Consider the following 25,538-nt stretch of genomic DNA (forward strand, 5'->3'; position numbering starts at 1 on the left):
GTGAAAGGTGGCTTATATACTGAATTTCTAACTAAATGATAATTTATCGAGTGATCTTCCCTGCTTTTACTTCTTCTAGCCAACGCCCCTCGACGAGATAAGGAGGAAGCCAACCGGTTTCAATAGATAAATGGTTGCCTTTGTCGTACCACATACACGCCATGCCAAGCAGAGGGAAGTTAATAAAAGTTCGGATGCCTATCCTATCTGGTCCTAATTCTCTAAGATGATATTTCTCTTGAAACTGTAGGTTTTTAACGAGCACTTCCTCAAAATCATAACCAATATTAGTAGTGAGCGCTGCGAAGGTTTCTAGGATCCCCATCGCAATTTCCAACGCCCAGTTATCCCCTTGAGCTACCGCTGCGTCCATTGCTGCAACCAGCTTATCAGGGTAATCCGATGTGCGGTTGTGGAATGACTGAATTACATCCACTAACATGTAAGAAAGCTCACCTGCCTTAGTGGCGCTTTGCTTCATTAGAGAAATCGGAAAGTTCGCCAACAGGTCCATACTGGGTTTGTCACGCACAATCACCGAAGTGAAATAAGCATCAAGCCATCGGTTAGGGTGTAAACACCCCGTTTTTAAAATACCTTCACCTTTCCAGATTACTTCCGGGAATCCAGGTAATTGAATACTTTGAGGCTCGTCTGGTCTCATGGCGAGCTGATGATAAAAGGCACGCATTAATGATGCTTCATATAGACATAGTGTGCCGATTCTCTCATCATCATCTAATGGAGGTAACCATGTATACAAACGGAGTTGATAAGAAATACCATCGCTCAAGTAAACCAAGTTTTCTCGTTTTATAGATATGCGCCTTTTCCTTTTGTCTAAGCTCTCTTTTATCTCTTCTCGATAAGCTTCTCTTTCAAAATCACTTAGTTCAACATGAGCTACTCGTTCAACCTTTTTTACCTTTGAGTTATCAACCATTTCTGAACTCTCCTATATCTATATCAAACTCTTTTGCTATGAACTTGGAAACCTTACCACTAGAAGATATTTCTGCTTGCGTATGTACATAACGCATTGGTATACCATCTTGAATAGCAGAGTTAATGCTATTAGCAGCTGCCTTTTCTGTAGTCCCATATTTCTTACTGTCCATCAAAGATACTATTTCTGTCGCATATTCAGTGGTCCCTTGCTGATATGCCATATTTCCGATCTTACGGCTACCCAGCGAACTGCTGCCACCTTTAGCCTCAACAATTATAATTTCACCAGGTGGTGGCTCTTCCACCTTGTAAACCATATCAAAGTCGCCCGGCTTCGAAATTGAAGTTCCAATATCTTTGGGATGAAGCAGCTTAGCATTAGGACATTTACTCCGAACAAAATCATCCGCCGCCAATTCACCAATTTTTGCCGATTGTTTATTGATTTTACCTATTTGCGCGTTATATCCATCTTGACCAGTCCGAGCGTCCATTGCCTTTTGACGTTCCACTAAACACTCTTCAATCTTCTCTTTACACTCTTCAGAGAGTTTGTATTTATCATTATCGTTGAATTTTGAGTTCTCTTTGTAATCCGCTTCATTAAGCACTAGCTCCTCGGTTAAGATAGTACAACTTTCATCTCCACCGACTTTCTCTGAGTCAAAAACATGCGCATTGACAAACTCCTCAATCCCAACAACATACTGCACTTCGTGTCTGGTGCCATCTGAATGATTAATATGACGATAAAAAGTAATCTCGTTTCTCTCGCAATCGATATGGTCTAAATCGTATTCATATCGGATATGATTTTTACCTTTTGGGGAACGTTATTTGCGCCTGATACTCTGCCAGCATTTGCTGTAAGCATTTTAACCCTTCTTCACAGAGGAAACCTGTTGGGTCAATCCACTAGGTGGGGTTGATTGAATATCGGTAAACATATAAGCCACCTCGTGAAAGGTGGCTTATATACTGAATTTCTAACTAAATGATAATTTATCGAGTGATCTTCCCTGCTTTTACATCCTCTAACCAGCGCCCCTCGACGAGATAAGGAGGAAGCCAACCGGTTTCAATAGATAAACGATTGCCTTTGTCGTACCACATACAAGCCATACCAAGCAAAGGGAAAGAGATGAAAGTTTCTATAGAAATCAAGTCCTCTGGCTTATCGAGCCTCATTTGGTATTTCTCTTGGAACTGAAGGTTCTTAATGAGTACTTCTTCAAAGTCATAACCGATGTCAGTTGTCAGGGCAGCAAAAGTTTCCAAAATACCCATGGCGATTTCTAACGCCCAATCATCACCTTGAGCAACTGCCGCGTCCATCGCGGCCACCAGTTTATCAGGGTAGTCTGCTGTACGGTGATGGAACGACTGAATGACGTCTACTAACATATAAGACAGCTCACCCGCTTTGGTAGAGCTCTGCCTCATCAAAGAAATTGGAAAGTTCGCCAATGCGTCTAAACTTGGTCTATCACGCACAATTGTCGATATGAAATACATATCAATCCATCTATTAGGATTTATGCACCCCGTTTTTAAAATACCTTCCCCGTCCCACTTTACTTCAGGATAGTCGAGAATCTTTATAGTTAGTTCATCATTGGGATTCATAGCAAGTCTATGATAACAAGCCCCCATTAATGAAGTTTCGTAAAGACGTAATGTACAAATTTGTTCGTCTTCATGTGAAGTTTGAAACCATGTATACCAGCGAACCTGGTCAATGGCAAAATCACCAAAACTAACCAAGTTTTCTCGCCTGATTTTAAGACCTTCTTTGCGCTGATCTAATATCTTATTGATAAATTCTTTCTCAGAAGAAACTCCACTTTCACTCAACTCAGGATTTGCTTTGCGTTCTACAACTTTACTTTGCATTTTAAATTAGTCCTTTGGAATCAATTTTAAACTCTGCCGCATCTACTATTACGTCTGAGGCATTTCCACTTTCAGGGATGCTTGTTTGAGTATGTATATATCGAATAGGTATGCCGAACGAAGCTGCATGTTGAATTTTTCTTGCTGTTATTTTTTCAGTCGTTCCTTCTTTATTTTTCGACATTAGCTTGGTGATTTCTGCAGTGTATTCCGTTGTCCCTTGCTGATATGCCATATTTCCGATCTTGCGGCTACCCAGCGGACTGCTGCCACCTTTGGCCTCAACAATGATAATTTCACCTGGTGGTGGCTCTTCCACCTCATAAACCATATCAAAATCGCCCGGCTTCGAAATTGAGGTTCCAATATCTTTAGGATGAAGCAGCTTAGCATTAGGACGTTTACTCCGGACAAAATCATCCGCGGCCAACTCACCTATTTTTGCAGACTGTTGGTTAATATTACCAATTTGAGCGTTATATCCCGCTTCGCCAGTTCGAGCGCCCATAGCCTTTTGACGCTCTTTCAAACATTCATCAATTTTTGCTTTGTTTCTTTCTGTTAGCTCATAACCACTCGTATTGAGTTCAGAGTTTTCTTTATACTTTGCTTTGTTCAGCACAAGATCTTCAGTGAAGATCGTGCAACCTTCTTCCTCGCCAACTTTCTCTGAGTCAAAAACATGCGCATTGACAAATTCCTCAATCCCAACAACATACTGCACTTCGTGTCTGCTGCCATCTGAATGATTGATATGACGATAAAAAGTAATCTCGTTTCTCTCACAATCAATATGGTCTAAATCGTATTCATATCGAATATTGTTTTTACCTTTGGGTTTTCGGATTTTGACTTGCGAACGAACGCCATCTTCTCCGACAGATGACTCTTTTGCTGCTTCTAAAATCTGATCGCAAACCTCTTGGGGAACGTTGTTTTGCGCCTGATACTCAGCCAGCATTTTCTGCAAGCGTTTTAGCCCTTCTTCACAAAGAAAACCTGTTGGGTCAATCCACTGGATGGGGTTGATTGAATATCGGTAAACATATAAGCCACCTCGTGAAAGGTGGCTTATATACTGAATTTCTATATAAATGATAATTTATCGTGTGATCTTCCCTACTTTTACATCTTCTAGCCAACGCCCTTCAACGAGATAAGGAGGAAGCCAACCGGTTTCAACAGATAGACGGTTACCTTTGTCGTACCACATACAAGCCATGCCAAGCAGAGGGAAAGAGATGAAGGTTTCGATTGAAATCAATTTTTTAGGAGCATCCAAGCGCATTTGATATTGCTCCTGGAACTGCAGGTTCTTAATGAGTACCTCTTCAAAGTCATAATCAATATCGGTTGTCAGGGCGGCAAAGGTTTCTAAAATGCCCATGGCGATTTCTAATGCCCAGTCATCACCCTGAGCAACTGCAGCGTCCATTGCTGCGACTAGCTTATCGGGGTAATCCGATGTGCGGTTGTGGAATGACTGAATCACATCCACCAGCATGTAAGAAAGCTCACCAGCCTTCGTAGAACTTTGTTTCATCAGAGAAATCGGAAAGCTCGCCAATACGTCCATACTTGGCCTGTCACGCACGATCACCGAAGTAAAATAAGCATCAAGCCATCGGTTAGGGTGTAAACACCCCGTTTTTAAAATACCTTCACCTTTCCAGGTTACTTCCGGGTATCCAGGTAATTGAATACTTTGAGGCTCGTCAGGTCTCATGGCGAGCTGATGATAAAATGCACGCATTAATGATGCTTCATATAGACATAGTGTGCCGGTTCTCTCATCATCATTTAATGGAGGTAACCATGTATACAGGCGAATTTGCTCAGACACATCATCACTCAAATAAACCAAGTTTTCTCTTTTTATCGCAATGCGCCTTTTTCGTTTATCTAAGTTCTCTTTTACTTCTTCTCTGTAAGCATCTATTGCCGCTTGAGTTAGACTAATATGAGCCAATCGCTCAATCTTTTTTAATTCCTTGGCATCAAACATTTCCAAATTCTCCCATGTCTATATCAAATTCTTTCGCTTTAATTTTCGAGACTTTACCATCTGAAGATATTTCTGCTTGTGTATGAATATAACGAATCGGAATATCATCTTTGATAGCGGATTTGATGTGATTTGCAGCAATCTTTTCCGTTGTACCTTGTTCTTGCTTAGACATCTCACCAATAATTGCTGCTGTATATTCAGTTGTCCCTTGCTGATATGCCATATTTCCAATTTTACGACTGCCGAGCGGGCTGCTGCCACCCTTAGCCTCGACGATGATGATTTCTTCAGGATCATCTGAGAGGTACACCATATCGAAATCACCTGGTTTCGATCCCGAAGTTGCAAGGTCTTTGGGATGGATCAACTTAGCATTAGGGCGTATATTCCGAACAAAGTCATCCGCGACCAACTCACCAATTTTTGCTGACTGCTGGTTAATTTTAGCAATTTGGGCGTTATGCCCTTCTTCGCCGCTACGCGCATCCATTGCCTTTTGACGTTCTGCTAAACACTCATCAACCTTTTGTTTGCATTCTTCAGAAAGTTTGTATTTCTCATCCTCATCCTTATTATTGAATTCGAATTCTGAGTTATCCTTGTAATCCGCTTTATTCAGCACTAGGTCCTCGGTGAAGATGGTGCAGGTCTTATCGCCACCGACCTTCTCTGAATCAAACACGTGAGCATTAACAAACTCTTCTATCCCGACTACGTACTGCACTTCATGTTTGCTTCCGTCAGAATGATTAATGTGGCGATAAAAAGTAATCTCGTTCTTCTCGCAATCAATATGGTCTAAATCGTATTCATATCGAATATTGTTTTTACCATTGGGTTTTCGGATTTTGACTTGCGAGCGAACGCCACCTTCTCCGACAGATGACTCTTTTGCTGCTTCTAAAATCTGATCGCAAACCTCTTGGGGGACACCGCTTTGCGCCTGATACGCTGCCAACATTTGACCCAAGCGTTTTAGCCCTTCTTCACACAAGAAGCCTGTTGGATCAATCCACTGGATAGGGTTGACTGCATATTGGTAATGGTTAATGCCACCAGCAATAGATATCGGATCTTGTTGGATAAAGCGTCCTAGCTTAGGATCGTAATACCGAGCGAGGTTGTAGTGTAAGTCGGTTTCTTGATCGAAGTACTGCCCTTGAAAACGCAGTGGATTTACTACTTTTTCAATATGTACATGAGCAAAACCGTGAGCATCGTAACTTGCACTCCATACAACATTCCGTTCGCAATCGATTAGTCGCTCTGGCTTACCAATTTGATCGCACTGGTACCAATAAATAACGTCATTCTCTAACAGTGCCACTGGCGTGTAGGTTTCTGGTTGATATAGGTACCAGCGGAAAGCACCTGAAGAGCGTTCACCAATTAAACGTTCACCTTCCCACAGGAACTCCGTAACGCCTTGTTGTGTAATTTTCTTCGTTCTGCGCCCTAATGCATCATATTCATATTGACTGATGCCATCGTCGGTGTGAACTTCAATGAGCTGATTTAACGCATCAAATACGCGAGTCTGAACGTGTCCTTGCCCCTCACGTTTTGTCTGGTTTCCTTGCGCGTCATATTTGAACCGGACACCATCGTGTACTTCAATACGATCAGCGAATACCTCTGAAGTTGGCAAAGTAGGATTGCCAAAACTATCGTATTCAAACTTAGTCACTTCTCCGGAAACATTGACTCGTTTCAGTTGCCCTAAGGTATCGTACTGATAGTGCGTGGCTCCTGCCGTATTATCAATGATTGATGAAATACGGTTTTGCGCATTGTAAACGTACTTTTTCTCTCTATCTGGCCAATGTTGTTCAACCAAACGACCAACACCATCATAAATGATGCGCTCATCAAAATGTGCCGTTTCAATTTGGGAAACTCGTCCCATTTCATCGTAATGAAATTTGATTTGAGGTAAATCTAGGTTTCCAAACCGAATCGCTGAAAAACGCCCATATCGATCATAAGAGAAGTTCAACTCCGTATTATCTGGCAGTACCTGAGATACGCGTTGGCCAACTCTGTTAAACTCCTGCGCTATCTCAAACTGGCCTTGAATGCGCTTTGTTAAATGCCCGAATGAAGAGTATTGGTATTGCAATGTTTGATGGCGATTGGATGCGAAAGTAAGTCGCCCACCAAACGTATAATTGAAGTGGTTCTCTACAATACTGCTACCATTTCCTGCTTTGACGTGCTTGAGATAACCCGCAGAGTCATAGCGGTACAGCACCGTCCTATCGGCGACTTGCTTACGATGGATCCGCCCCATATCGTCATAATCAAATTGGCTGTGTAGATTATCAAACCCAATAGTTCCTGACAGCTGGCCTTCATCGTCATACAGAAATTCGAATTCTAAGCCGTCACTCCGGACTAATTTAGTCAGGTTACGTTGTTGATCGTATTCATAAGAAATATGGCTTCCATCGGGGAAGATGACAGCTTCTTGTTGCGCGAGTGCTCCCCACTGATACGAAGTAATGCCTGCTGGCGTTCGAATCTGAGCAACACGGCTGTGCTCATCGTAAGAATATTCTTCGCTATAACCGACTTTGTCTTCGTCGTTAAAATAACGAACTGATGTACGCCTGCCAAATTGATCATAAGCGAGTTGAGCAATACACCCGTCGGGATAAGCGACGCCATTCACTAGATCTTCTTCGTTGTAGCTGTAACGAAGTAATGTACCGTCTATTTCATTCGCGATAAGTCTTTGTTGTTCATCCCACCACCACTGACTTTTCTTACCATCTTCAGACTCTTTTTTGACGACTTGACCGTGTTTATCGTAATCATATTCCGTGACACAGCCGAACTGATCGGTATCCCAAACTCTTTGACCGAGGCTATTGTAGTAAGCCTTCTCGATATCCCCGTCAGGTGAAACCGTTTTAACTAACTTACCTAAGCCGTCATAACCATATTGAACTTCTTTGCCAGAGGAATGAAACTTAGAAACTAATTGACCATGCTGATTATATTGATAATTGACCGTTGACTGATCAGGATAGATAGCTTGTGCTTTTCGTCCTAATTCATCATATTGCCATCGCCAAGTTTTACCTGTGGGGCTTATTTTCTCGAGCAAGTTACCCTGCTCGTCATGCAAGAAAGACCATTGATGATCTAACGAGTCAGAATAAGAAGAATGATTTCCCTGATAATGGAAGCGATAGTCATAAATTCCTGCGTCCCCAACGTTCCTGATGCATTTCGCGTTAGCACCTTCGCCATCCCATTCAAAATAATGAGTAAAGCCAGTTGGTCGTACACGCTTAACAATTAAATGGCCGCGGTATTGGTACTGTTCCTTCAAGCCCAAATGATTGGTTGCACTGACCAAATCATCGTGCTCATCATAGGTATAAGTTGTCAGAACTTTTTGGGACTTTGCATTAAGCAGCTCTACAAGGCGTCCTTGCTTATCATATTGACATTCAAGAACCGGACGCTTGTTATATGCAATCTCGATCAATCGATGGTTTCGAGAATACTGCAGTTGAAACGTTGAAAACGTGCCATTTCTGACTTGTTTAACAAGCCAACGATCATCTTTCTGTTCAAATCGATATTGATGCCCATTAGCGAGCGTCACGATCCGAGTTGCTGAATTTAGGAAATAACAGCTCGCACCAGCGTATATCTGGTAACTTGTCGCTCCAATATCTACTGGCTCAAATTCTGTGATATCTGCCTTATCGTCAACAAACTTCCAAGCGATAACATTGTCTTTCTCGTCGGTCTTCTCGTGCAATTCAAACTGAAATGCATGTCGCCAACCAAAGCCCATTCCATGATTTACATCCGACTGCGATGAGCGGTAAGTACGCTGCCAAGTAGTACCTTGTTGTAGCTCGATATCATAGAGTTCGAGAATTTCTTCACCCGTCACAAGTGATACAGGATCACCGGCTTTCTCATGTTTTTCGCTACTTTGTTGTTGAGGCTTAGCAGATGCGGCACTTCTTCCACTCTTTTTATTCGACTTCCCCTTTCCCTTCGATGGTTTTGCATTGACGGTATTTTGAGTCGGTGGAGGCGTAACCGCAGAGGAGAGTGCGTAGTTTTCTCCGGTCGGTACAATTCGAGCAACATGCAAGTCACCGTTCACCAAAGCATTGGCAAACGTTGAATTATAGTGTTGGGAAGTAAGCTCACCGTCAGGTATGTTTGGCTTGAATTGACCAATCAAATAGAACAAGTCTTCGACAGAGCGAAGGTCAAGCTCACCAAAGCTCTCAAGAAACTCTATTGCCTCTTGTTTGGTCACGAATGTTTTAGGTTCGCCGCTAGTAAGTAACTGACCAGAGAAGTGATAACTTTCGCCAAAGCGATTCGTGATAGGAATGACGAATTGAGGGATCATAGCCGTAACGTGTTTGTCCTTTTCTTACCTTGCCGCATCATTTAATGCTCGTTTCGCTCTTTTTATTTGTGAGAGCAAGATGCCTTAATCAAACACCCTCCGATAGAGATTCATCTATATGCGTAGACTGAATGTATTGATGGCAATTTTCACGTATGCAACTCTTTGAATTTCTGAGCGCAGCGTACTTTAACGGGACGATGAATCCTGAGTAAATGAACAATAGCGTGAGTGAGACTAATGTCTCATCGCGACGCGATTTTTTTACATGTTTCTTACTTAACTATGATTTTCTGCCCAGTTACGTAAATTCACTCAATAAGTTGCATCAAGTATCACCTGTGGGACTCAGCGCTTCATATTTGAGACATGACAGCAACAAAAAAACCGCCTATTACGGCGGTTTTGCTTAAAGAATACTGATTAAAGGTTTGGACCTGTCGATGGTCTGTGTGGTTGGTTATTCCGCAGTTGCTGCATCCCTTGAAACATTCGCATAAACCACACCAAGATGGCTAATGCAGCAAACACCATCCCTACCCAAGGAATAAAGTAAGCGATGGTTTCAAGCAAAGTACTATGCAACCAATAATCACTCACGCCAACGAGTACACCATTAGAAGTCGCGACGGTGACGATCAACACAACAAAAAACGTCAGGTAGAGGAAAAAGGTGCGAATTAAACCGTAGTAATGAGAAATCACTACGTCGCTGTCTTCTCCCTTATCTAATCGATAACCCGCATAGATAATTGCGATAACGCCTGAGATCAGAAAGGTAAACGGGGTCAGACAGCTCAGGATGTACGCAACCCAAATCCCGTTATGAGGTTTGTTCATTCGCTTTCGCTCCTTTTGATTCCGTTTGTGCCGTATCTGTTTCGCCCATCGCTTCTTTGGATTTCACTTCTTCATACCAAAGATCGTGATGCTCTTTCGCCCATGTTTCATCAACTTCACCTGTCACCATGCCTTCTAGCGCACCTTCCATACCGAATAGACCAATATAGATGTGGAAGATAAAGCCACAGATTAGAATCAGTGCCGAAATCGCGTGAACTAAGTTAGAAAGCTCCATGTCACGGCGAGTTTGGCCAAAGATAGGAAAATCTAGAACTAAGCCACTCACTGCCGCGATAGCACCAAAGAAGATCAATAACCAATAGATTGCCTTCTCGCCACCGTTTGAGAAACCAGCTGACGGATGTGTGCCTTTGTGTTTACCAACCATGCCGCCCATTTTCATAAACCAACGAACATCTGTCATGTTTGGAATCGACTTGCGCCACCATTTAAAGAGCACGAGCATCAGTAAAATGAAGAACAATGGTCCCATGTAATTGTGGTACTGCTTCGCCAACATGACGATAAAGCCCCAAAACTCGGTAGGAACATACGGTTTTAAGAAGTGCTTACCGTAAACCAGCATCAAACCACTGAATGCCAACGTTAAGAATGTAAACGCCATACTCCAGTGAAGCGCGCGGTCTAAACGAGACCAACGTTTCATCTTTCTGCCAGTACGCGGCTTGCTAAGCATTAAAGGGCCAACGAGTACGTAAGCCATGATTACCATTGCGATACTGCCGAAAATCGCGACAGCACCAGCTGGAGACATCCATTTCTCTTTTAGAATGTACCAAGTCTCTCCAGGTTTACTGATCAATACGCCATGTTCTGGCGATTGAGACGTGGTATAGCCCTCTTGCCCCTCTCTGACTTCGCGCCAATAGTCTGCCCCAGCGAGTTGCGTGATCTCCTGCTGAATAACTTTAGAAGATTGTTCCTCTGCTGAAGCAGGCATTGCGAAAGTCAGCAGCAATGCCGTCATCATTGACAGCATTGCTAGAGACGCCCGTTTAAGCGTGTTTAACATGTGCCTCTCCTTACTTAGCTTTTCGTCGCATCGTAAGAAAGATCGTTTCCGTCTGTCCAACCTGCGTTTTTCGCGCCGCGCTCTACCACACGTTGACGGAAAATATCAGAGACTTTCTCCGCGTCACCCGCAAGCAGCGCTTTGGTTGAACAAAGCGATGCACACATCGGTAACTTGCCTTCTGCGATACGGTTCGCACCGTATTTTTGACGTTCTTCCTCAGAGCCTGGCTCTGTTTCTGGGCCGCCCGCGCAGAAAGTACATTTATCCATTTTGCCACGTTCACCAAACGCTTCTTGTTTAGGGAACTGAGGTGCGCCAAACGGACAAGCAAACAAACAGTAACCACAACCGATGCACAGATCTTTATTGTGAAGAACGATCCCGTCTTCGGTATGTTCAAAACAGTCTGCTGGACAAACTGCCATACAAGGCGCATCGGTACAGTGCATACAAGCAACAGAGATGGAGTTTTCACCAGCTTCACCGTCGTTCAGTGTTACCACGCGGCGACGTTGAATGCCCCATTCAAGAGCATCGTCGTTTTCGTTCTTACATGCAGTAACACAGCCGTTACACTCGATACAGCGTTTGGTGTCACATAGAAATTTCATTCGTGCCATTGTCAGACTCCTTACGCTTTACGAATGTTACATAGGGTTACTTTGGTTTCCTGCATCAAGGTAACCGGGTCGTAACCGTAAGTGGTTGCCGTGTTGGCCGATTCGCCAACAACGTAAGGCTGTGTACCTTCTGGGTATTTAGGACGCAGGTCTTCACCTTCGAACTTACCGCCAAAGTGGAACGGAATGAACGCCAAGCCAGGTTTCACACGACGTGTTACCATCGCTTTCACCTTGATTCGTCCCTTCTCTGCACCTTCAACCCAAACATCATCACCATCTCTGAAGCCAAGATCGTTCGCGTCTTTCGGGTTCACTTCAACAAACATTTCTTGTTGAAGCTCGGCAAGCCAAGGGTTTGAACGCGTCTCTTCACCACCACCTTCGTATTCAACCAGACGGCCAGAAGTCAGAACGATTGGGTACTCGCCCGATTTGTCCTGCTCTTGAATGGATTTATACAACGTAGGAACACGGAAGATGGCATCTTTGTCGTCCCAAGTTGGGTAATCCGTTACAAGGTCACGGCGTGGTGTGTATAGTGGTTCACGATGCAGTGGTACGCGGTCTGGGAACGTCCAAACAATCGCACGCGCTTTCGCGTTACCAAATGGAATACAGCCGTGCTTGATCGCGACACGCTGAATACCGCCAGAAAGGTCAGTCTTCCAGTTTTTACCCTCTGCTGCCGCTTTCTCTTCAGCAGTTAGATCGTCCCACCAACCAAGTTGTTTCAATAACTTGTCAGTGAACTCTGGGTAACCATCTTTGATTTCACAGCCTTTCGAGTAACTGTCTTCTGCAAGAAGGCTCTTGCCTTCGAATTCCACACCAAAGCGCGTACGGAAGTTACCGCCACCTTCTGCAACCGTCTTAGACGTATCGTACAGAATGTGTGTGCCTGGGTGTTTCATTTCCGGTGTACCCCAACATGGCCAAGGTAGACCGTAGGTTTCACCGTTTACAGGGCCACCTTCCGCTTCCAATGTGGTTTTGTGGAACGTATGCCAGTTTTGTTGGTGCGCTTTCAAACGCTCTGGGCTTTGGCCTGTATAACCAATCGTCCACATGCCTTTGTTGAATTCACGCGTTAGGTCTTCAATCACCGGCTGGTTGTTTTCAACACGGATATTTTTGAACAGAAGATCTGAATAGCCCAGTTTCTTCGAAAGCAGGTACATGATTTCATGGTCAGGTTTTGATTCGAACAAAGGTTCAATCACCTGATCACGCCATTGTAGAGAGCGGTTAGAAGCGGTAACACTGCCGTATGTTTCAAACTGTGTTGTTGCAGGAAGCAGGTAAACGCCGTCGGTACGGTCGTTCATTACCGCAGCAACAGTTGGGTATGGGTCCACAATCACCATCATGTCCAACTTCTGCATCGCTTTTTTCATCTCAACACCACGTGTTTGAGAATTCACTGCGTGACCCCAGTAGAACATTGCACGGATGTTTTCGCGTTGACGAATGTTGTCTTTGTTTTCCAGTACGCCATCCACCCAACGAGATACAGGAATACCTGCACTGTGCATTGGTTTTTGACCACCGTAAGCGTTGTCATCGAAACGACCTTTAATCCATTCGTAATCGATTTCCCACACTTTTGACCAATGACGCCAAGCACCTTCAGAAAGGCCGTAGTAGCCCGGTAGCGTGTCAGAAAGTACGCCAAGGTCGGTTGCGCCTTGTACGTTATCGTGACCACGGAAGATGTTTGCGCCGCCGCCTGATTTACCAATGTTACCAAGCGCTAGCTCAAGCACACAGTAAGCACGTGTGTTGTTGTTACCAGTAGTATGCTGAGTACCACCCATACACCAAACAATACAGCCCGGGCGATTTTCAGAAAGCAGTTTTGCTGTTTGGTAAACGTCTTCTTCGCTTACGCCTGTTACACGCTCAACTTCTGCTGGCGTCCACTTCGCCACTTCAGCACGGATTTCATCCATACCGAATACACGTTGACGGATGAACTCTTTATCTTCCCATTGGTTTTCGAAGATGTGCCACAACACACCCCAAATGAATGCTACGTCAGAACCAGGACGAAGTGATACATAGTGATCCGATTTTGCTGCCGTACGTGTACGACGAGGATCCGCTACGACGATCTTACAGTTGTTCTTCTCTTTTGCGATCAGAATGTGTTGCATCGCTACTGGGTGTGCTTCAGCTGGGTTTGAACCAATGAACAGCATCGACTTACAGTTGTGCATGTCATTGAAAGAGTTGGTCATCGCACCGTAACCCCAAGTGTTTGCTACACCCGCCACGGTTGTTGAGTGACAAATACGCGCTTGGTGGTCAACGTTGTTAGTGCCCCAAAGTGATGCCATTTTGCGGAACAAGTACGCTTGTTCGTTGCTGTGCTTTGCGCTTCCCAAGAAGTAAACCGAATCAGGGCCAGACTCTTTGCGGATGTCCATCACCTTGTTACCGATTTCTTCGATCGCTTGATCCCAAGAAAGCTTTTTCCACTTACCGTTTTCAAGCTTCATTGGGTATTTAAGACGGCGCTCACCGTGACCATGTTCACGCAGTGCTGCGCCTTTTGCACAGTGACCACCGGCGTTAAATGGGTGGTCGAATGCAGGCTCTTGACCCGTCCAAACACCATTTTGAACTTCTGCGTAAATACCACAACCCACTGAACAGTGAGAACAGATAGTACGTTTTACTTCTGTTTTCGCTTCTGGATCGACTGATTTTGCTTGCGCTTTTTTCATCATTCCCGGTGCGAATAGACTAGCACCAACCACTGCGCCACCAGCGGCAAGCGAAGTGTTTTTCATGAATGCACGACGAGATACGCCAAGCTGGTTCGTTTCTTTGCTCACACTGTCGGAGCGTTTGACAAGTTTCATCCGTTATCTCCTAAAGTGTGTCGTAGTAATCGCGAATGTGTTGAGTTTCACGATACCCTTTCTTCTTCACGTCTTTTTCAGAAGGCTCAACCGTTTCTGAAGCAACGGCCACTTTTGTGGTTCCCGCAACAACAGCACCAGCAACGGCAGCGGTTGTGAAGCCTTTTAGGAGATCCCTACGGCTTGTGTTTATTTCTTTATTATCTTTCATCATTGCTTCCTTACCTTACGGTAGATCTTTGGAGACTCATGCCTCTCTATCGATATGACCAAGTACTGCTCGATTACTCGTAATCAGTGACGTTTTTCACATCAATTTTTAATTTGTTCTTACTGCTTTTGGTGTTCACGCTAAAGCGCACTTGCTCTAACGTTAAAAATGCATCGCAAAGCTGTGCAGCCGGCTTGTAGAAGTTCACGCTTTCTGCGTTCTCTAGTTGGCGCGTAAAAGATTGGAACCAAGGGGCGATGTGTTTGTTAAACACCGCTTGTTGAAGTTCTTCCTCTTCACCCGTCAGCATTGCCATCACTTCGCACAGTGCAGAAATATGGTCTTCAGGCTCTTTCACGTTCTCTTCTCGTTCGATGCCTAAAAGTTCCAAATCGCGACGAATTTCCGCTAATGGTTTTTCCATCATCGAGCCCGTACGATGCCAAGATCCGAATGGCACGACTTCACCACGGCCGATGCCAATAAACAGATCTTGATATTCTTCGTCTAACGCTTCTCGTTGCGCTTCGTCCGCGGCTTGTTGCAGTGCGAGCCAAGCTTTTTGCATCGCGCTCTCAGACGGTTCAATTTCTAGCGATTTCAGGAACGCCAGCATTTCATCACTTGGCGCACTACGAAAAAGTGCGGATAGAACGAGATAAATGTCCGTTCTCAGTGTTTGTTCTTGTTGTGTATCCACTGCGAGCTCCTAGTATTTCAATTGATTCATTGGATCAGCAGCCATCGACTCAAACATGTCGATCACACGACAGTCTTCACACATGGCGATGCGATTAATGGCAGCTTCATCAGAGAAATGAGAATGACCACGAAGCTTGTTTTGCAGCATGTCGATCATCGATTGCGGAGCAAAAGGCTTGTGACAGCGAATGCACTCGGCTGCCTTTTCTTCATGAATCACAACCGCTTTCTGGCGTTCTTCTTTCACCCAGTTCATACGAGGAGTAAGCGTCAGCACTTTCTCTGGACACGCTTTCTCGCACAGCCCACATTGAATGCAGTCTTGCTCGACGAATTTAAGCGACGGAGATTGGCCGTCCGTATGCAATGCACGTGTTGGACACACCGCCACACAGCTCATGCACAACGTACAATCTTTGCTTTCACAAGAAACCGTGCCGTAAGGTGCGTTCGCTGGCAGTTCAACAATGTTCTCAACTGGAATACGCGATGCTGACAACGCATCCAACGCCGTAAATAGACGCTGACGTTTGTTACCTTGCAAATCACCTAATGCCAAATCAAAAGACTCGGTACAAAGTGTCGGAGCACCTTCACGTAGTGATTCTAGATACAGAATGTCGATGGTTTCTTTGGCGATACCAAGTTGGTCGAGCAGTTCTTGAGCAATACCTACTTCGCTATTAAGTACACGAATAATGGTTTGAGGCATAAAACGCGAAGCCGCAAACAGCACCTGAGTGGCACCGTTCACAAGCGCGCCGAACCAAGTATCAATACCAACCGAAGGCAGTTCTTCCACCACAATTGGAATCACGTTATCTGGCAGTGCTTTTAGTGCCATCACGTTGTAGCTCTCGTGGCGAGAACTACAAATCAATACGATAGGATCTAAACCACCCGCTTGCTCATAGTTGGCTAGCGTACGTTCAATAAACTTTTGCGTATCTTCGGGGTTTGGCAATGCGTAATGAATAGCTTCTGTCGGACACGCTGTAGCACAAGTACCCACGCCTTGACATAGGTATGGATTGATCTCGATGCGATGGCCCGTTTTGTCGCTGCCTTCACTCGATAGCGCCCCTGCCGGACAAGCATCCACACAACGTTCGCAACCTTTTACGCCACGAGAGCTATGTGCACATAGATCGGTATCTAAACGGAAGAATTTCGGTTTATCGAATGTCCCCATCAAGGTTGGAATTTCTTCCAACGCCTCAGCCAGTTTCGGATAGCCACGACCAACTGGGTAGTAGCCCGGTACTGGTACTTCTTCCGACATGCAGCTGTTTAGGCAAAGATCGAGTACGATATCGAAACAATCGCTATTGATCGCGACCTTGGCAAGATTGTTGGTCGAACCATGATTTTCAATGAGAACTTCAAACGTACCTAAGAACCCTGAAACCTGAACCGAATTGGCGTAGTAAAGCTCGGGATTTGTTCCCTTTTCGCCATCGGTAGAAAGCAGCGTTAGGCTGTTCATTTGCGACAATTGCGCTGCCGCACTTTCGATGATTGCCGTTGGACCCACAATCAAAGTGTTACCGCCGCTTTCATAGCTTACGGTTGGTGGAATAAGATTGGTCAACTCTACGGTATTTTCGAAAGCGTACAGCCTCGCTTTACCGTTATTGGAAGTTGCTTGTTCTAATAATTGCTTCAGCATTGCTCAATTCCATTTATGAACATGGATAGTCTTTTCCATCTCTTAGTGTAGTTAGCGCCGGAGATTCTGCTGATTAACTTATCAATGAGCATTATTGTTCCGCCGTCTATAGGCGATGAATACTACGCAGTGGGCCCGGACTAACTTCAACCAGATTGGTATTGAGCAACAAATAGCAAATGTCATGCCAATAAAATATCAATTAAAATTCAACAGCTTAGATATTTTACCGACAAATAGTAGGGATAAAAAAACCGGTTGAGACATTTTGTCCCAGCCGGTTCATTGAGTATTTAGTCAAAATGTACCTATTCTTTGTGTGGTATATTTTGTCTCACCTCGTTAGGAGGTGATTCCTCAGAAAAAGTATCACTTTCACCAGGCACTGTGTTTATATACAGTTCGTTTTCATCTTGGGTAATTCCGGCACTTTTTTCGGCGTTTAGTTCTGAGTCTTCAACCACCTCATATGCGATATCGTCAGCGTTAAGTTCAGATCCTTGCGTCGTTTCAGCGTCTGGTTCTTCTTCCACTTTTTCTTTAACCCAATCACGCAGCGTCTCTGCGACGTCTTTAGAAAGTGACTTTAAGTTACTGTAATCGTCATCGTAATCGTCTAGGCCATCACGCACGTTAAATTCTTCGGACAAGAACATTTTGCGCAGCGCGGCTTTCTTAACGCTTTCTGAAGCTTCAGAAACCAGCAGTTGCGCCACAGACATTTCTTCGGGCTTTTCAGTCTCTACACTCGCGGTAATGTCTGGAGCCTGACTAACCTCATTGACGTTCAAAGCGTCTGAGCTTTCGTCAGCGTTTGAAAGCGCTGTGACACTATCTTCGGATTGCTCCGTCTCTGCTATCGGCGTTATCTCTTCATCATATTGGGAAGATTCTTCTAATTTACGTTTCGACCAACGGCTTAAAAAACTAGTTGCCATTTGCTCTGCCCGCTCCTTTGCGTTTCTTACGTCTTACTTCTAACAACTCACCGTGGCGACCAATAAAGGCTTCCATCCAAGCCTGAACGGCTAACGGCATATCGTTGGATAGTACAAGGTTGTCGCCATCCATATATTGCGCCGCGACAGATTGTGAAGCCGTTAGTAACTGTATCGCTGGTTTTTCACCAGACTCGACGTTATCCATCACTAAAAAAAGTTTAGGTTGCTGAGAGCTTAAGTTAAAGCGGTAGTCTGTACGTTCGTCTTTGTGCAATTGCAGCAGACAAACATCGGGAGTCTCTTCCGTCGGATTTAGCGCAAACCCCGTCAACTGCCATTGGGTTGTTACCCAAATCCCTGTACTGATCTCATGCTCAACAAGCTCTACGCCAATTGGCCATGCGTCTTCGGTCTTCTCGTAATTGTTCTCGAAATCTTTCTTATCCGACATAACTCACCCAGTTTTTCTATTTTGGTCTGAAAGCAATCAGGACACTTTGACCTTACTTTCGACCATTTTATTGACTTATAAGCAATAAACGAGCCACGCTGATAAAGCTTAGCCTATTCATGTCCTCTGGCTATAAGTACCAAACTAGCCGAAACTCAAATGTACTGATGTGTCATTACTGCGAACTCGCAGTTTTAATGCATTGTTGACATAAAACCTCGCAATTTTTGTGGGAACCGCTATTTTGGAACGAGATTTGCTTTGCTAACCACTTAGCAAGCTAAATGCGTAGCAACCTAACGCTCTTAATCACTAGGACACGACTGTGCTGAAACCAAATATTATTAAAACCAGTGAAAATCCCCTGCAAACCATTGAAGTCGACGTGTACGACGAGTACGGCGAAAAACTGACAAAGCAAATCGCGTGCGAGCGCCCTCTTACGGTCATGCTGAACTGGAAAGAAGTGGTCACGCTCATGACGCTAGGTTCGCGTCCTGAAGCGCTGGTACTGGGTTATTTAAAAAACCAAAGCTTCCTGTCTGATCCAGCAGCGATTGAATCCGTCATTATTGACTGGGAAACGCATTCCGCAGCGGTGATTACTAAAGAAAATACCGAACATTTAGAAGGCGCTCTGAAAAAGAAAACCGTCACATCTGGCTGTGGTCAAGGCACCATGTATGGCAATGTGATGAAACAACTTGAGAACTACCAAGTGCCTCAAGTTCCGCTTAAACAATCAGAAATTTATTCTGCGCTGGAAGCGTTAACTCATTACAACGACACCTACAAAAAAGCGGGCGCAGTACACGGCTGTGCGGTTTGCAAAGGGAATGAGGTGTTGTCATTTGTGGAAGATGTCGGCCGCCACAATGCTGTGGATACGCTTGCAGGTGAGATGTGGCTCAAAGAAGAAACAGGTGAAGATAAAATTTTCTACACAACTGGTCGCCTTACTTCAGAGATGGTGATTAAAGTGGCCCAAATGGGCATTCCTGTTCTACTTTCTCGCTCTGGCGTTACTCAAATGGGGTTAGATCTTGCGAAACAATTTGGCATTACGACGATTGCGCGAGCAAAAGGTTTACGCTTCCAAGTATTTACCGGAGCCGACAAGATTGAGTTTGATGTGAAAGGCGAAAGTGCATCTCGTTAACGAGAAAATAATACAAAACCGTCGATTCGTGTAAACTTATAACAATTGGGATAAGTAAATCATCACGTTATGAAGGCTTAATTAAACGATATAAGTCAGAAATAGCAACATGTGTTGTAGCAATAACAACGCTTGCTTTAATTGATGCTAACTACAGCTCATTCACAAAGGATGTGAACTATGGACAATGACCAACTGTGGAATTTTTTGCTCACGCCCAGTGGCATCATGCTCTCAATGATCATTACATTTGGTGTCGTCGGCATATATGCGTATATAACCGGTCAGTTTAAGGATTAAGACCAATATAAAAAGCCTCGCTAAATAGCGAGGCTTTTGCTTTTTAAACGCTTTGCGAGTAATTACGCGTCAACGCCACGAGATTTTAGGAACTCAGAGTACGTGCCTTTGAAGTCCGTGATCTTGCCATCGCGGATTTCGATAATACGCGTTGCTAGCGAGTCTACGAATACACGGTCGTGAGATACGAAGAACAACGTGCCTTTGTATTGCTCAAGCGCGGTGTTCAAAGATTCAATCGATTCCATATCCATGTGGTTGGTAGGTTCGTCCATTAGCAGCATGTTTGGCTTGTGCATCATCAGCTTACCAAGCAGCATACGACCTTGCTCACCACCAGACAGTACTTTTACTGACTTTTTAATGTCGTCTTGACCAAACAGCATACGACCAAGGAAACCACGAACGACTTGCTCGTCATCACCTTCTTGACGCCATTGACCCATCCAATCCGTTAGGTTCATGTCTTCTGCAAAGTCATGCGCGTGGTCTTGCGCGTAGTAACCGATGTTTGAGTTTTCAGACCATTTGTACTCACCCGCACGCGGTTCAAGCACACCAGCAAGCGTGTTTAGAAGTGTTGTTTTACCCACACCGTTCTCACCGATGATCGCAACGCGCTCACCCACTTCAAAAATTGCATTGAAGTCTGAGAACAAGTCCTCTTCGAATCCTTGGCTTAGGTTTTCAACAATCAGAGCGTTACGGAACAGCTCTTTCGACTGTTCGAAACGAATGAATGGGTTTTGACGGCTAGACGCTTTAACTTCATCCAGTTTGATCTTGTCGATTTGCTTAGCACGAGATGTCGCTTGTTTTGCTTTCGATGCGTTTGCTGAGAAACGTGCAACGAACGTTTGTAGCTCAGCAATTTGTGCTTTCTTCTTCGCGTTGTCGTTTAATAGACGTTCACGAGCTTGCGAAGCTGCTGTCATGTACTCATCATAGTTACCTGGGTAAATGCGCAGTTCACCGTAATCCAAGTCCGCCATGTGCGTACATACTGAGTTTAGGAAGTGGCGGTCGTGCGAGATGATGATCATGGTGCAGTTACGCGCATTTAGCGTGTCTTCCAACCAACGGATAGTATCCATGTCCAAGTTGTTGGTAGGTTCGTCAAGCAGCATAACGTCTGGGTCTGCGAATAGAACTTGCGCTAGAAGCACACGAAGTTTCCAGCCCGGCGCCACTTCGCTCATTAGGCCGAAGTGCTGCTCCATTGGAATACCCACCGCAAGAAGAAGCTCGCCCGCTTTGGCTTCTGCCATGTAGCCGTCCATTTCCGCAAACTGAACTTCTAGGTCAGCCACTTTCATGCCGTCTTCTTCACTCATTTCAGCAAGTGAGTAGATACGGTCACGCTCTTTCTTCACTTCCCATAGCTCTTTATGACCCATGATAACGGTATCGATTACCGTAAATTCTTCGTAAGCGAACTGGTCCTGGTTTAGTTTTGCAACGCGCTCGTTTGGATCGTAACTCACGTTACCGCTGGTTTGCTCAAGCTCGCCGCTGAGGATCTTCATAAAGGTTGATTTACCACAACCGTTAGCTCCAATTAAGCCGTAGCGATTACCTTCGCCGAACTTAACTGAAATGTTTTCGAATAGCGGCTTAGCGCCGAATTGTTGAGTAATATTCGCTGTGGAGATCAAAACCTTTACCTTAGCAATTGGGGTGTATTTAGAAAAACCGGGCAACGGTACTTGTTCATGCTACATACTGCAAGTGTTGTTTTTATTAATTCATCGCTAGTGAAACCATCGCAGTGCTTCTTCAAAGCAAAAAGCTCAAGCACAAATGCGTCATTGAATACAAAAAAGAGCCAGTATTATAACTGGCTCTTTCTTCCGTAATGCTTACAACAAGTGACTAAGCGATATTCGTCACCTCTAGGATCAGCTCGGCTTTTTTAGGTAAATAAATACTGAATTTACTGCCCTTTCCCCATTCCGACTCGGCTTTTAGCTCACCACCCGTTTGGCTGAGGATACTTTGAGAGACCGACAGTCCCAATCCAGTACCCTCTCGCTTCGTCGTGTAAAATGGTGAGAAGATTCGATTCAAGTTTTCTGGCTTAATACCGCAACCCTCGTCAATAACATGAATCGCGGCTCCTTTCACTTCGCCCTCGTCAATCCAGTCTTCACTGACTACGGTTAACGTGCCTTTGCCGTTCATTGCGTGAATGGCATTCATTTGCAAATTAACTAAGATTTGTAGCAAGTGGTGACGGTTTATCTCAACGGACGTATGCGCTTGTAGATCAGTCACAAACTCGACGTCGCGTTTCTTGGTGCCCGTTTTAACCAAGGTGATGCTTTCATCAATGATAGGATTGACATGTTGCCAAGTGATTTCATCTTGAACACCACCTTGGCGACTGTATTGCAATAAACTGCGCGTGATATTGCGAATACGGTCGATTTGCGCGTGAATCGCATCAATCTCTTCTTGTACTCGACTTGCATCGTCACCCAACTCAAAGTGGATCAACTCCACGTTGCCAAGGATCACGGCGGTTGGGTTATTAATTTCGTGAGCAATCCCCGCGGTGAGTTCTCCCAGTGCTGCCAGTTTTTCATGAACAACGAGTTTGTCGCGGGTTTGGTTAAGCAATTGAATATGCAGCTCTAAATCTTGGGTTTTTTCTCTAAGGCTTGCTGTGCGCTCTTGAACTTTGCATTCAAGTTGTGCTGCGGAGTTCTTCAGTTCGATTTTGCGCTCTTCTAGCGCGTCTAACATATCATCAAACTGTCTGGCTAACTGCGCAAGTTCATGATCGGCATCCAATCCCAACGGACCAATCCGTTTTTCTTTACCTTGTTGGACCTGCTTCACCACTTTATGGATGCGTTCGATCGGTCGAAACAGATCATAAGAACCGCGATATACCATCACGCCGGAAACCAGCAATAACATAACCGTAATCAAGCTAATTTCGGCAATGTTGGTCATGTAGGCTTTAACGAATGGCCACATTAGGTAACCCGTATAAAGCATACCAATAACATTGTCGTATTGGTCTTTGATCGGTTGATACGCCGTAATATACCAAGCGTCATACACATAGGCTCGGTCAACCCACTGCTCACCTTTTGAAAGTACTTGGTTATACACTTCTGCGCTCACGCGAGTGCCTATGGCGCGCCCTAACCTATGCTCGCTGTCTAGAGGGACGTTGGTGCTTACACGCAAATCATCAAGAAATACGGTCAATGTGCCAACCGGACGAAGGCGATCATTATCGCTGAGATAGATTAAGTCGCGAATTTGATCTACCAATACGGTGCTGTTATTGAGAAGCAAACCACCATCAAGAAAGCCGATCAAATCATTCGTTTGGCTATACACAGGAATCACGGTTCGACTGACTAACCCACGCGCCTCCCTGTCTCCATCAGCAAGAATAGGCACTTCTGCTCGTTTGGCGAGTTCAGGATCGAGGCGTTCGAGTTCTTCTTTATTGAGTACATCAAAAAACGATTCTCGCTTAGTGAGATCCATAAAGCGGAATTTGTTTTCCATCGAGTTGACGCGTTGGAAAGAGAGAAAATCTAAAGCATATCTTTTCTTCTGCTCAGTGACCCACTTTTGCAGCTCATCTTGTGGTATCCCTTGATTGATGCGAATACGAAAATCGTATGAGTCAGCAAACGCACGTACGTAATTCGATTGCTTTTGTTGTAACAACGTTACGCTGTTATTCGCAACACCAAGACGCTCAGAAACATCAAGCAGTGCATTTTGCCACGTATAATGGATGGACCAATAAATGGTAATCCCGATCAGGGCTATCAAAGTCAGAAAGATAGGTGCGGAGGTTAAAAATAATAAGCGATAACGCACCATGGTTTTAAAACGGTGCGTCCATTTCGACAATCCTTTGTGCTGCGGGCCGTTAGTCGGCATATTCCTCATCCTCAGAATCCCATTCTTTATACTTACGTTCTAAGGTCTTACGCGCAACGCCTAAGTCACGAGCAGCGGCTGACTTGTTGCCTTCGTGCAAATTAACGACCTGTTTTATATGCGCTTTTTCGACTTCTTTCAGAGTCCAGTTGTTTGGATACCCCTCACCGGTGAACTCTCTACCTTCTTTAAATGTCGGTAGTTCAGCAGAGTGAGAAACAGTAATCGACACATTAGGCAATGAGTGTCCACCATTTAGCTCCCGCCAATAATGCGCAGGCGGTTTGCCAAGCAAAATGCATCGCTCAATCAAGTTTTTAAGCTCACGAATGTTTCCCGGCCAATCGTACTCACTCATGGCTTCCATGTCCTCGTGCGCCCATTTTGGCGCAGGCATACCAAGCTCCCGCGTCAGCATGTTGCTGAAAAATGGCACTAACTCAAATAAGTCGGTTTTGCGCTCTCGCAGCGGACACACTTCGATTTTGAGCACATTCAAACGGTAATACAGGTCACTGCGGAAGTTGCCTTGATTGACCTCTTCTTGAAGGTTTCGGTTGGTTGCTGCAACAATACGGACATCAATGCTGATTTCTTTTTCTGAACCAACAGGACGGATAGTACGCTGCTCCAAAACGCGTAACAGCGACGCTTGCATTGCAAGTGGCATTTCCCCGATTTCATCGAGGAACAAGGTGCCACCGTTCGCAACACGGAACAAACCTTCACGAGATTTTTTCGCACCGGTAAACGCCCCCGATGTATGACCAAATAACTCACTTTCAAGTAGTTCTGGCGCAATGGCGCCACAGTTGATTGGCACAAATGGGCCCGTTCGCCCACTCGCTTGGTGAATACCTCGCGCAACCAGCTCTTTACCCGTACCCGACTCACCTTCGACCAAAACAGAAGCACGCGACGGTGCAAACTGGTTAATAAGCTGCTTAAGCTGACGCGTTTTTTCTGAACCACCGATGATCTCGGAGGTATTGTGACGTTGGTAATCGCGCTTCATGGCGTACTGCATGCGCTCGTTCAAACGGCGATCCATACAGCGGCTGACCGCTTTTAGCATCTGCTCAAGGTTGAAGGGCTTGAGGATAAAGTCAGAAGCACCAAGTTGAAGTGCGCGAATAGCAATCTCTAAATCCGCATAGCCCGTCATGAAGATCACATCGGCACGTTTGTCGTCATCTTCAAACGCTTCTTCCCACTCAATCCCAGAGCGCCCCGGCAGATTAATATCCAGTAAAATCAGATCATAATGTCGAGAATTACGCAGTTGCTCTGCTTCTTCGATGCTGCCAGCAGTGTCGACATGTGAGAAAAGCTTCCCCAATGCCTTTTTCAAAATGGCTTGCATGCCCAATTCATCATCAACGACCAGTACGGAAAAGGCGTTATATTGTTGGTTTGTACTAATATGGGATTGAGTAGACATATTTACCCCAGATGGCTTCGGATGGGACAGAGTGTACCAAGTTTAAACAGAGATACCCTACAAAAAGTGCGACATTTTGTACCAACGCAAACTTTTGTGCAAATAACCCCATGATTTAGTGCATAAATCGAGCACTTTTCGCTTGTAAAA

General features: G+C 44.8%; 17 protein-coding genes and 2 pseudogenes. 1 reads left to right on the forward strand and 18 read right to left on the reverse strand.

Features of this window, described 5'->3' with window-relative positions:
• Window positions 1-43: 43 nt before the first annotated feature.
• The 15 genes and pseudogenes from J8Z23_RS07990 to J8Z23_RS08060 all read right to left on the reverse strand — a co-directional run bounded on the left by J8Z23_RS07990 (window position 44) and on the right by J8Z23_RS08060 (window position 18,576).
• Window positions 44-943, reverse strand: coding sequence for an immunity 49 family protein (locus J8Z23_RS07990; protein ID WP_434632845.1), 900 nt, complete (start codon window positions 941-943; stop codon window positions 44-46).
• Window positions 936-1,905, reverse strand: a pseudogene (locus J8Z23_RS07995) (RHS repeat-associated core domain-containing protein); the annotation flags it as partial. The pseudogene J8Z23_RS07995 and the gene J8Z23_RS07990, both read right to left, overlap by 8 nt.
• 45 nt (window positions 1,906-1,950) lie before the next feature.
• Window positions 1,951-2,841 (reverse strand): immunity 49 family protein, encoded by an 891-nt coding sequence (locus J8Z23_RS08000; RefSeq protein ID WP_031822097.1) that lies wholly within the window; start codon window positions 2,839-2,841, stop codon window positions 1,951-1,953.
• Between the two features lies 1 nt (window position 2,842).
• Window positions 2,843-3,877, reverse strand: a pseudogene (locus J8Z23_RS08005) (RHS repeat-associated core domain-containing protein); the annotation flags it as partial.
• 66 nt (window positions 3,878-3,943) lie between these two features.
• A complete protein-coding gene (locus J8Z23_RS08010; protein WP_434632849.1) occupies window positions 3,944-4,846 on the reverse strand; it encodes an immunity 49 family protein in 903 nt (300 codons plus the stop codon).
• The gene (locus J8Z23_RS08015; RefSeq protein WP_301659360.1) at window positions 4,839-9,236 is read right to left on the reverse strand and encodes an RHS repeat-associated core domain-containing protein; all 4,398 of its coding nucleotides are present in this window, start codon (window positions 9,234-9,236) and stop codon (window positions 4,839-4,841) included. Before J8Z23_RS08015 ends, J8Z23_RS08010 begins: the two co-directional genes overlap by 8 nt.
• Window positions 9,237-9,659: 423 nt before the next feature.
• Complete coding sequence (locus J8Z23_RS08020; RefSeq protein WP_012841836.1) at window positions 9,660-10,076, reverse strand: membrane protein; 417 nt, start codon at window positions 10,074-10,076, stop codon at window positions 9,660-9,662.
• Window positions 10,060-11,112, reverse strand: coding sequence for a formate dehydrogenase subunit gamma (locus tag J8Z23_RS08025; protein WP_005396168.1), 1,053 nt, complete (start codon window positions 11,110-11,112; stop codon window positions 10,060-10,062). Before J8Z23_RS08025 ends, J8Z23_RS08020 begins: the two co-directional genes overlap by 17 nt.
• 14 nt (window positions 11,113-11,126) lie before the next feature.
• Window positions 11,127-11,735: a formate dehydrogenase FDH3 subunit beta gene (gene fdh3B, locus J8Z23_RS08030; RefSeq protein WP_005377536.1), complete on the reverse strand. Its 609-nt coding sequence runs from the start codon at window positions 11,733-11,735 to the stop codon at window positions 11,127-11,129.
• Between the two features lie 11 nt (window positions 11,736-11,746).
• The gene (locus tag J8Z23_RS08035; protein ID WP_053807412.1) at window positions 11,747-14,602 is read right to left on the reverse strand and encodes a formate dehydrogenase subunit alpha; all 2,856 of its coding nucleotides are present in this window, start codon (window positions 14,600-14,602) and stop codon (window positions 11,747-11,749) included.
• A gap of 10 nt (window positions 14,603-14,612) precedes the next feature.
• Window positions 14,613-14,813, reverse strand: coding sequence for a twin-arginine translocation signal domain-containing protein (locus J8Z23_RS08040; protein WP_005396171.1), 201 nt, complete (start codon window positions 14,811-14,813; stop codon window positions 14,613-14,615).
• 73 nt (window positions 14,814-14,886) lie between these two features.
• Complete coding sequence (locus J8Z23_RS08045; protein WP_434632857.1) at window positions 14,887-15,513, reverse strand: TorD/DmsD family molecular chaperone; 627 nt, start codon at window positions 15,511-15,513, stop codon at window positions 14,887-14,889.
• Between the two features lie 9 nt (window positions 15,514-15,522).
• Window positions 15,523-17,184: a 4Fe-4S dicluster domain-containing protein gene (locus J8Z23_RS08050; protein ID WP_434632860.1), complete on the reverse strand. Its 1,662-nt coding sequence runs from the start codon at window positions 17,182-17,184 to the stop codon at window positions 15,523-15,525.
• A gap of 308 nt (window positions 17,185-17,492) precedes the next feature.
• Window positions 17,493-18,122, reverse strand: coding sequence for a DUF3306 domain-containing protein (locus tag J8Z23_RS08055; RefSeq protein WP_434632863.1), 630 nt, complete (start codon window positions 18,120-18,122; stop codon window positions 17,493-17,495).
• Window positions 18,112-18,576, reverse strand: coding sequence for a DUF3305 domain-containing protein (locus J8Z23_RS08060; RefSeq protein ID WP_005396177.1), 465 nt, complete (start codon window positions 18,574-18,576; stop codon window positions 18,112-18,114). Before J8Z23_RS08060 ends, J8Z23_RS08055 begins: the two co-directional genes overlap by 11 nt.
• A 325-nt stretch (window positions 18,577-18,901) precedes the next feature.
• Here J8Z23_RS08060 and J8Z23_RS08065 point away from each other — a divergent pair, with 325 nt between their 5' ends.
• Window positions 18,902-19,735, forward strand: coding sequence for a formate dehydrogenase accessory sulfurtransferase FdhD (locus tag J8Z23_RS08065; protein WP_005396179.1), 834 nt, complete (start codon window positions 18,902-18,904; stop codon window positions 19,733-19,735).
• Between the two features lie 362 nt (window positions 19,736-20,097).
• Here the strand turns inward: J8Z23_RS08065 and J8Z23_RS08070 are convergent, their stop codons facing one another.
• From J8Z23_RS08070 to J8Z23_RS08080, 3 genes are all read right to left on the reverse strand, one after another.
• Window positions 20,098-21,690 (reverse strand): ABC-F family ATPase, encoded by a 1,593-nt coding sequence (locus J8Z23_RS08070; RefSeq protein WP_012841837.1) that lies wholly within the window; start codon window positions 21,688-21,690, stop codon window positions 20,098-20,100.
• A gap of 217 nt (window positions 21,691-21,907) precedes the next feature.
• A complete protein-coding gene (locus J8Z23_RS08075; protein ID WP_301659363.1) occupies window positions 21,908-23,947 on the reverse strand; it encodes a cache domain-containing protein in 2,040 nt (679 codons plus the stop codon).
• On the reverse strand, window positions 23,937-25,388 hold the full coding sequence (locus tag J8Z23_RS08080) for a sigma-54-dependent transcriptional regulator (protein WP_005396186.1): 1,452 nt from the start codon (window positions 25,386-25,388) through the stop codon (window positions 23,937-23,939). The genes J8Z23_RS08075 and J8Z23_RS08080 overlap by 11 nt, the downstream gene beginning before the upstream one ends.
• Window positions 25,389-25,538: the final 150 nt, after the last annotated feature.

The sequence above is a fragment of the Vibrio sp. SCSIO 43086 genome (assembly GCF_051132235.1).
GTDB classification, from domain to species: domain Bacteria; phylum Pseudomonadota; class Gammaproteobacteria; order Enterobacterales; family Vibrionaceae; genus Vibrio; species Vibrio diabolicus.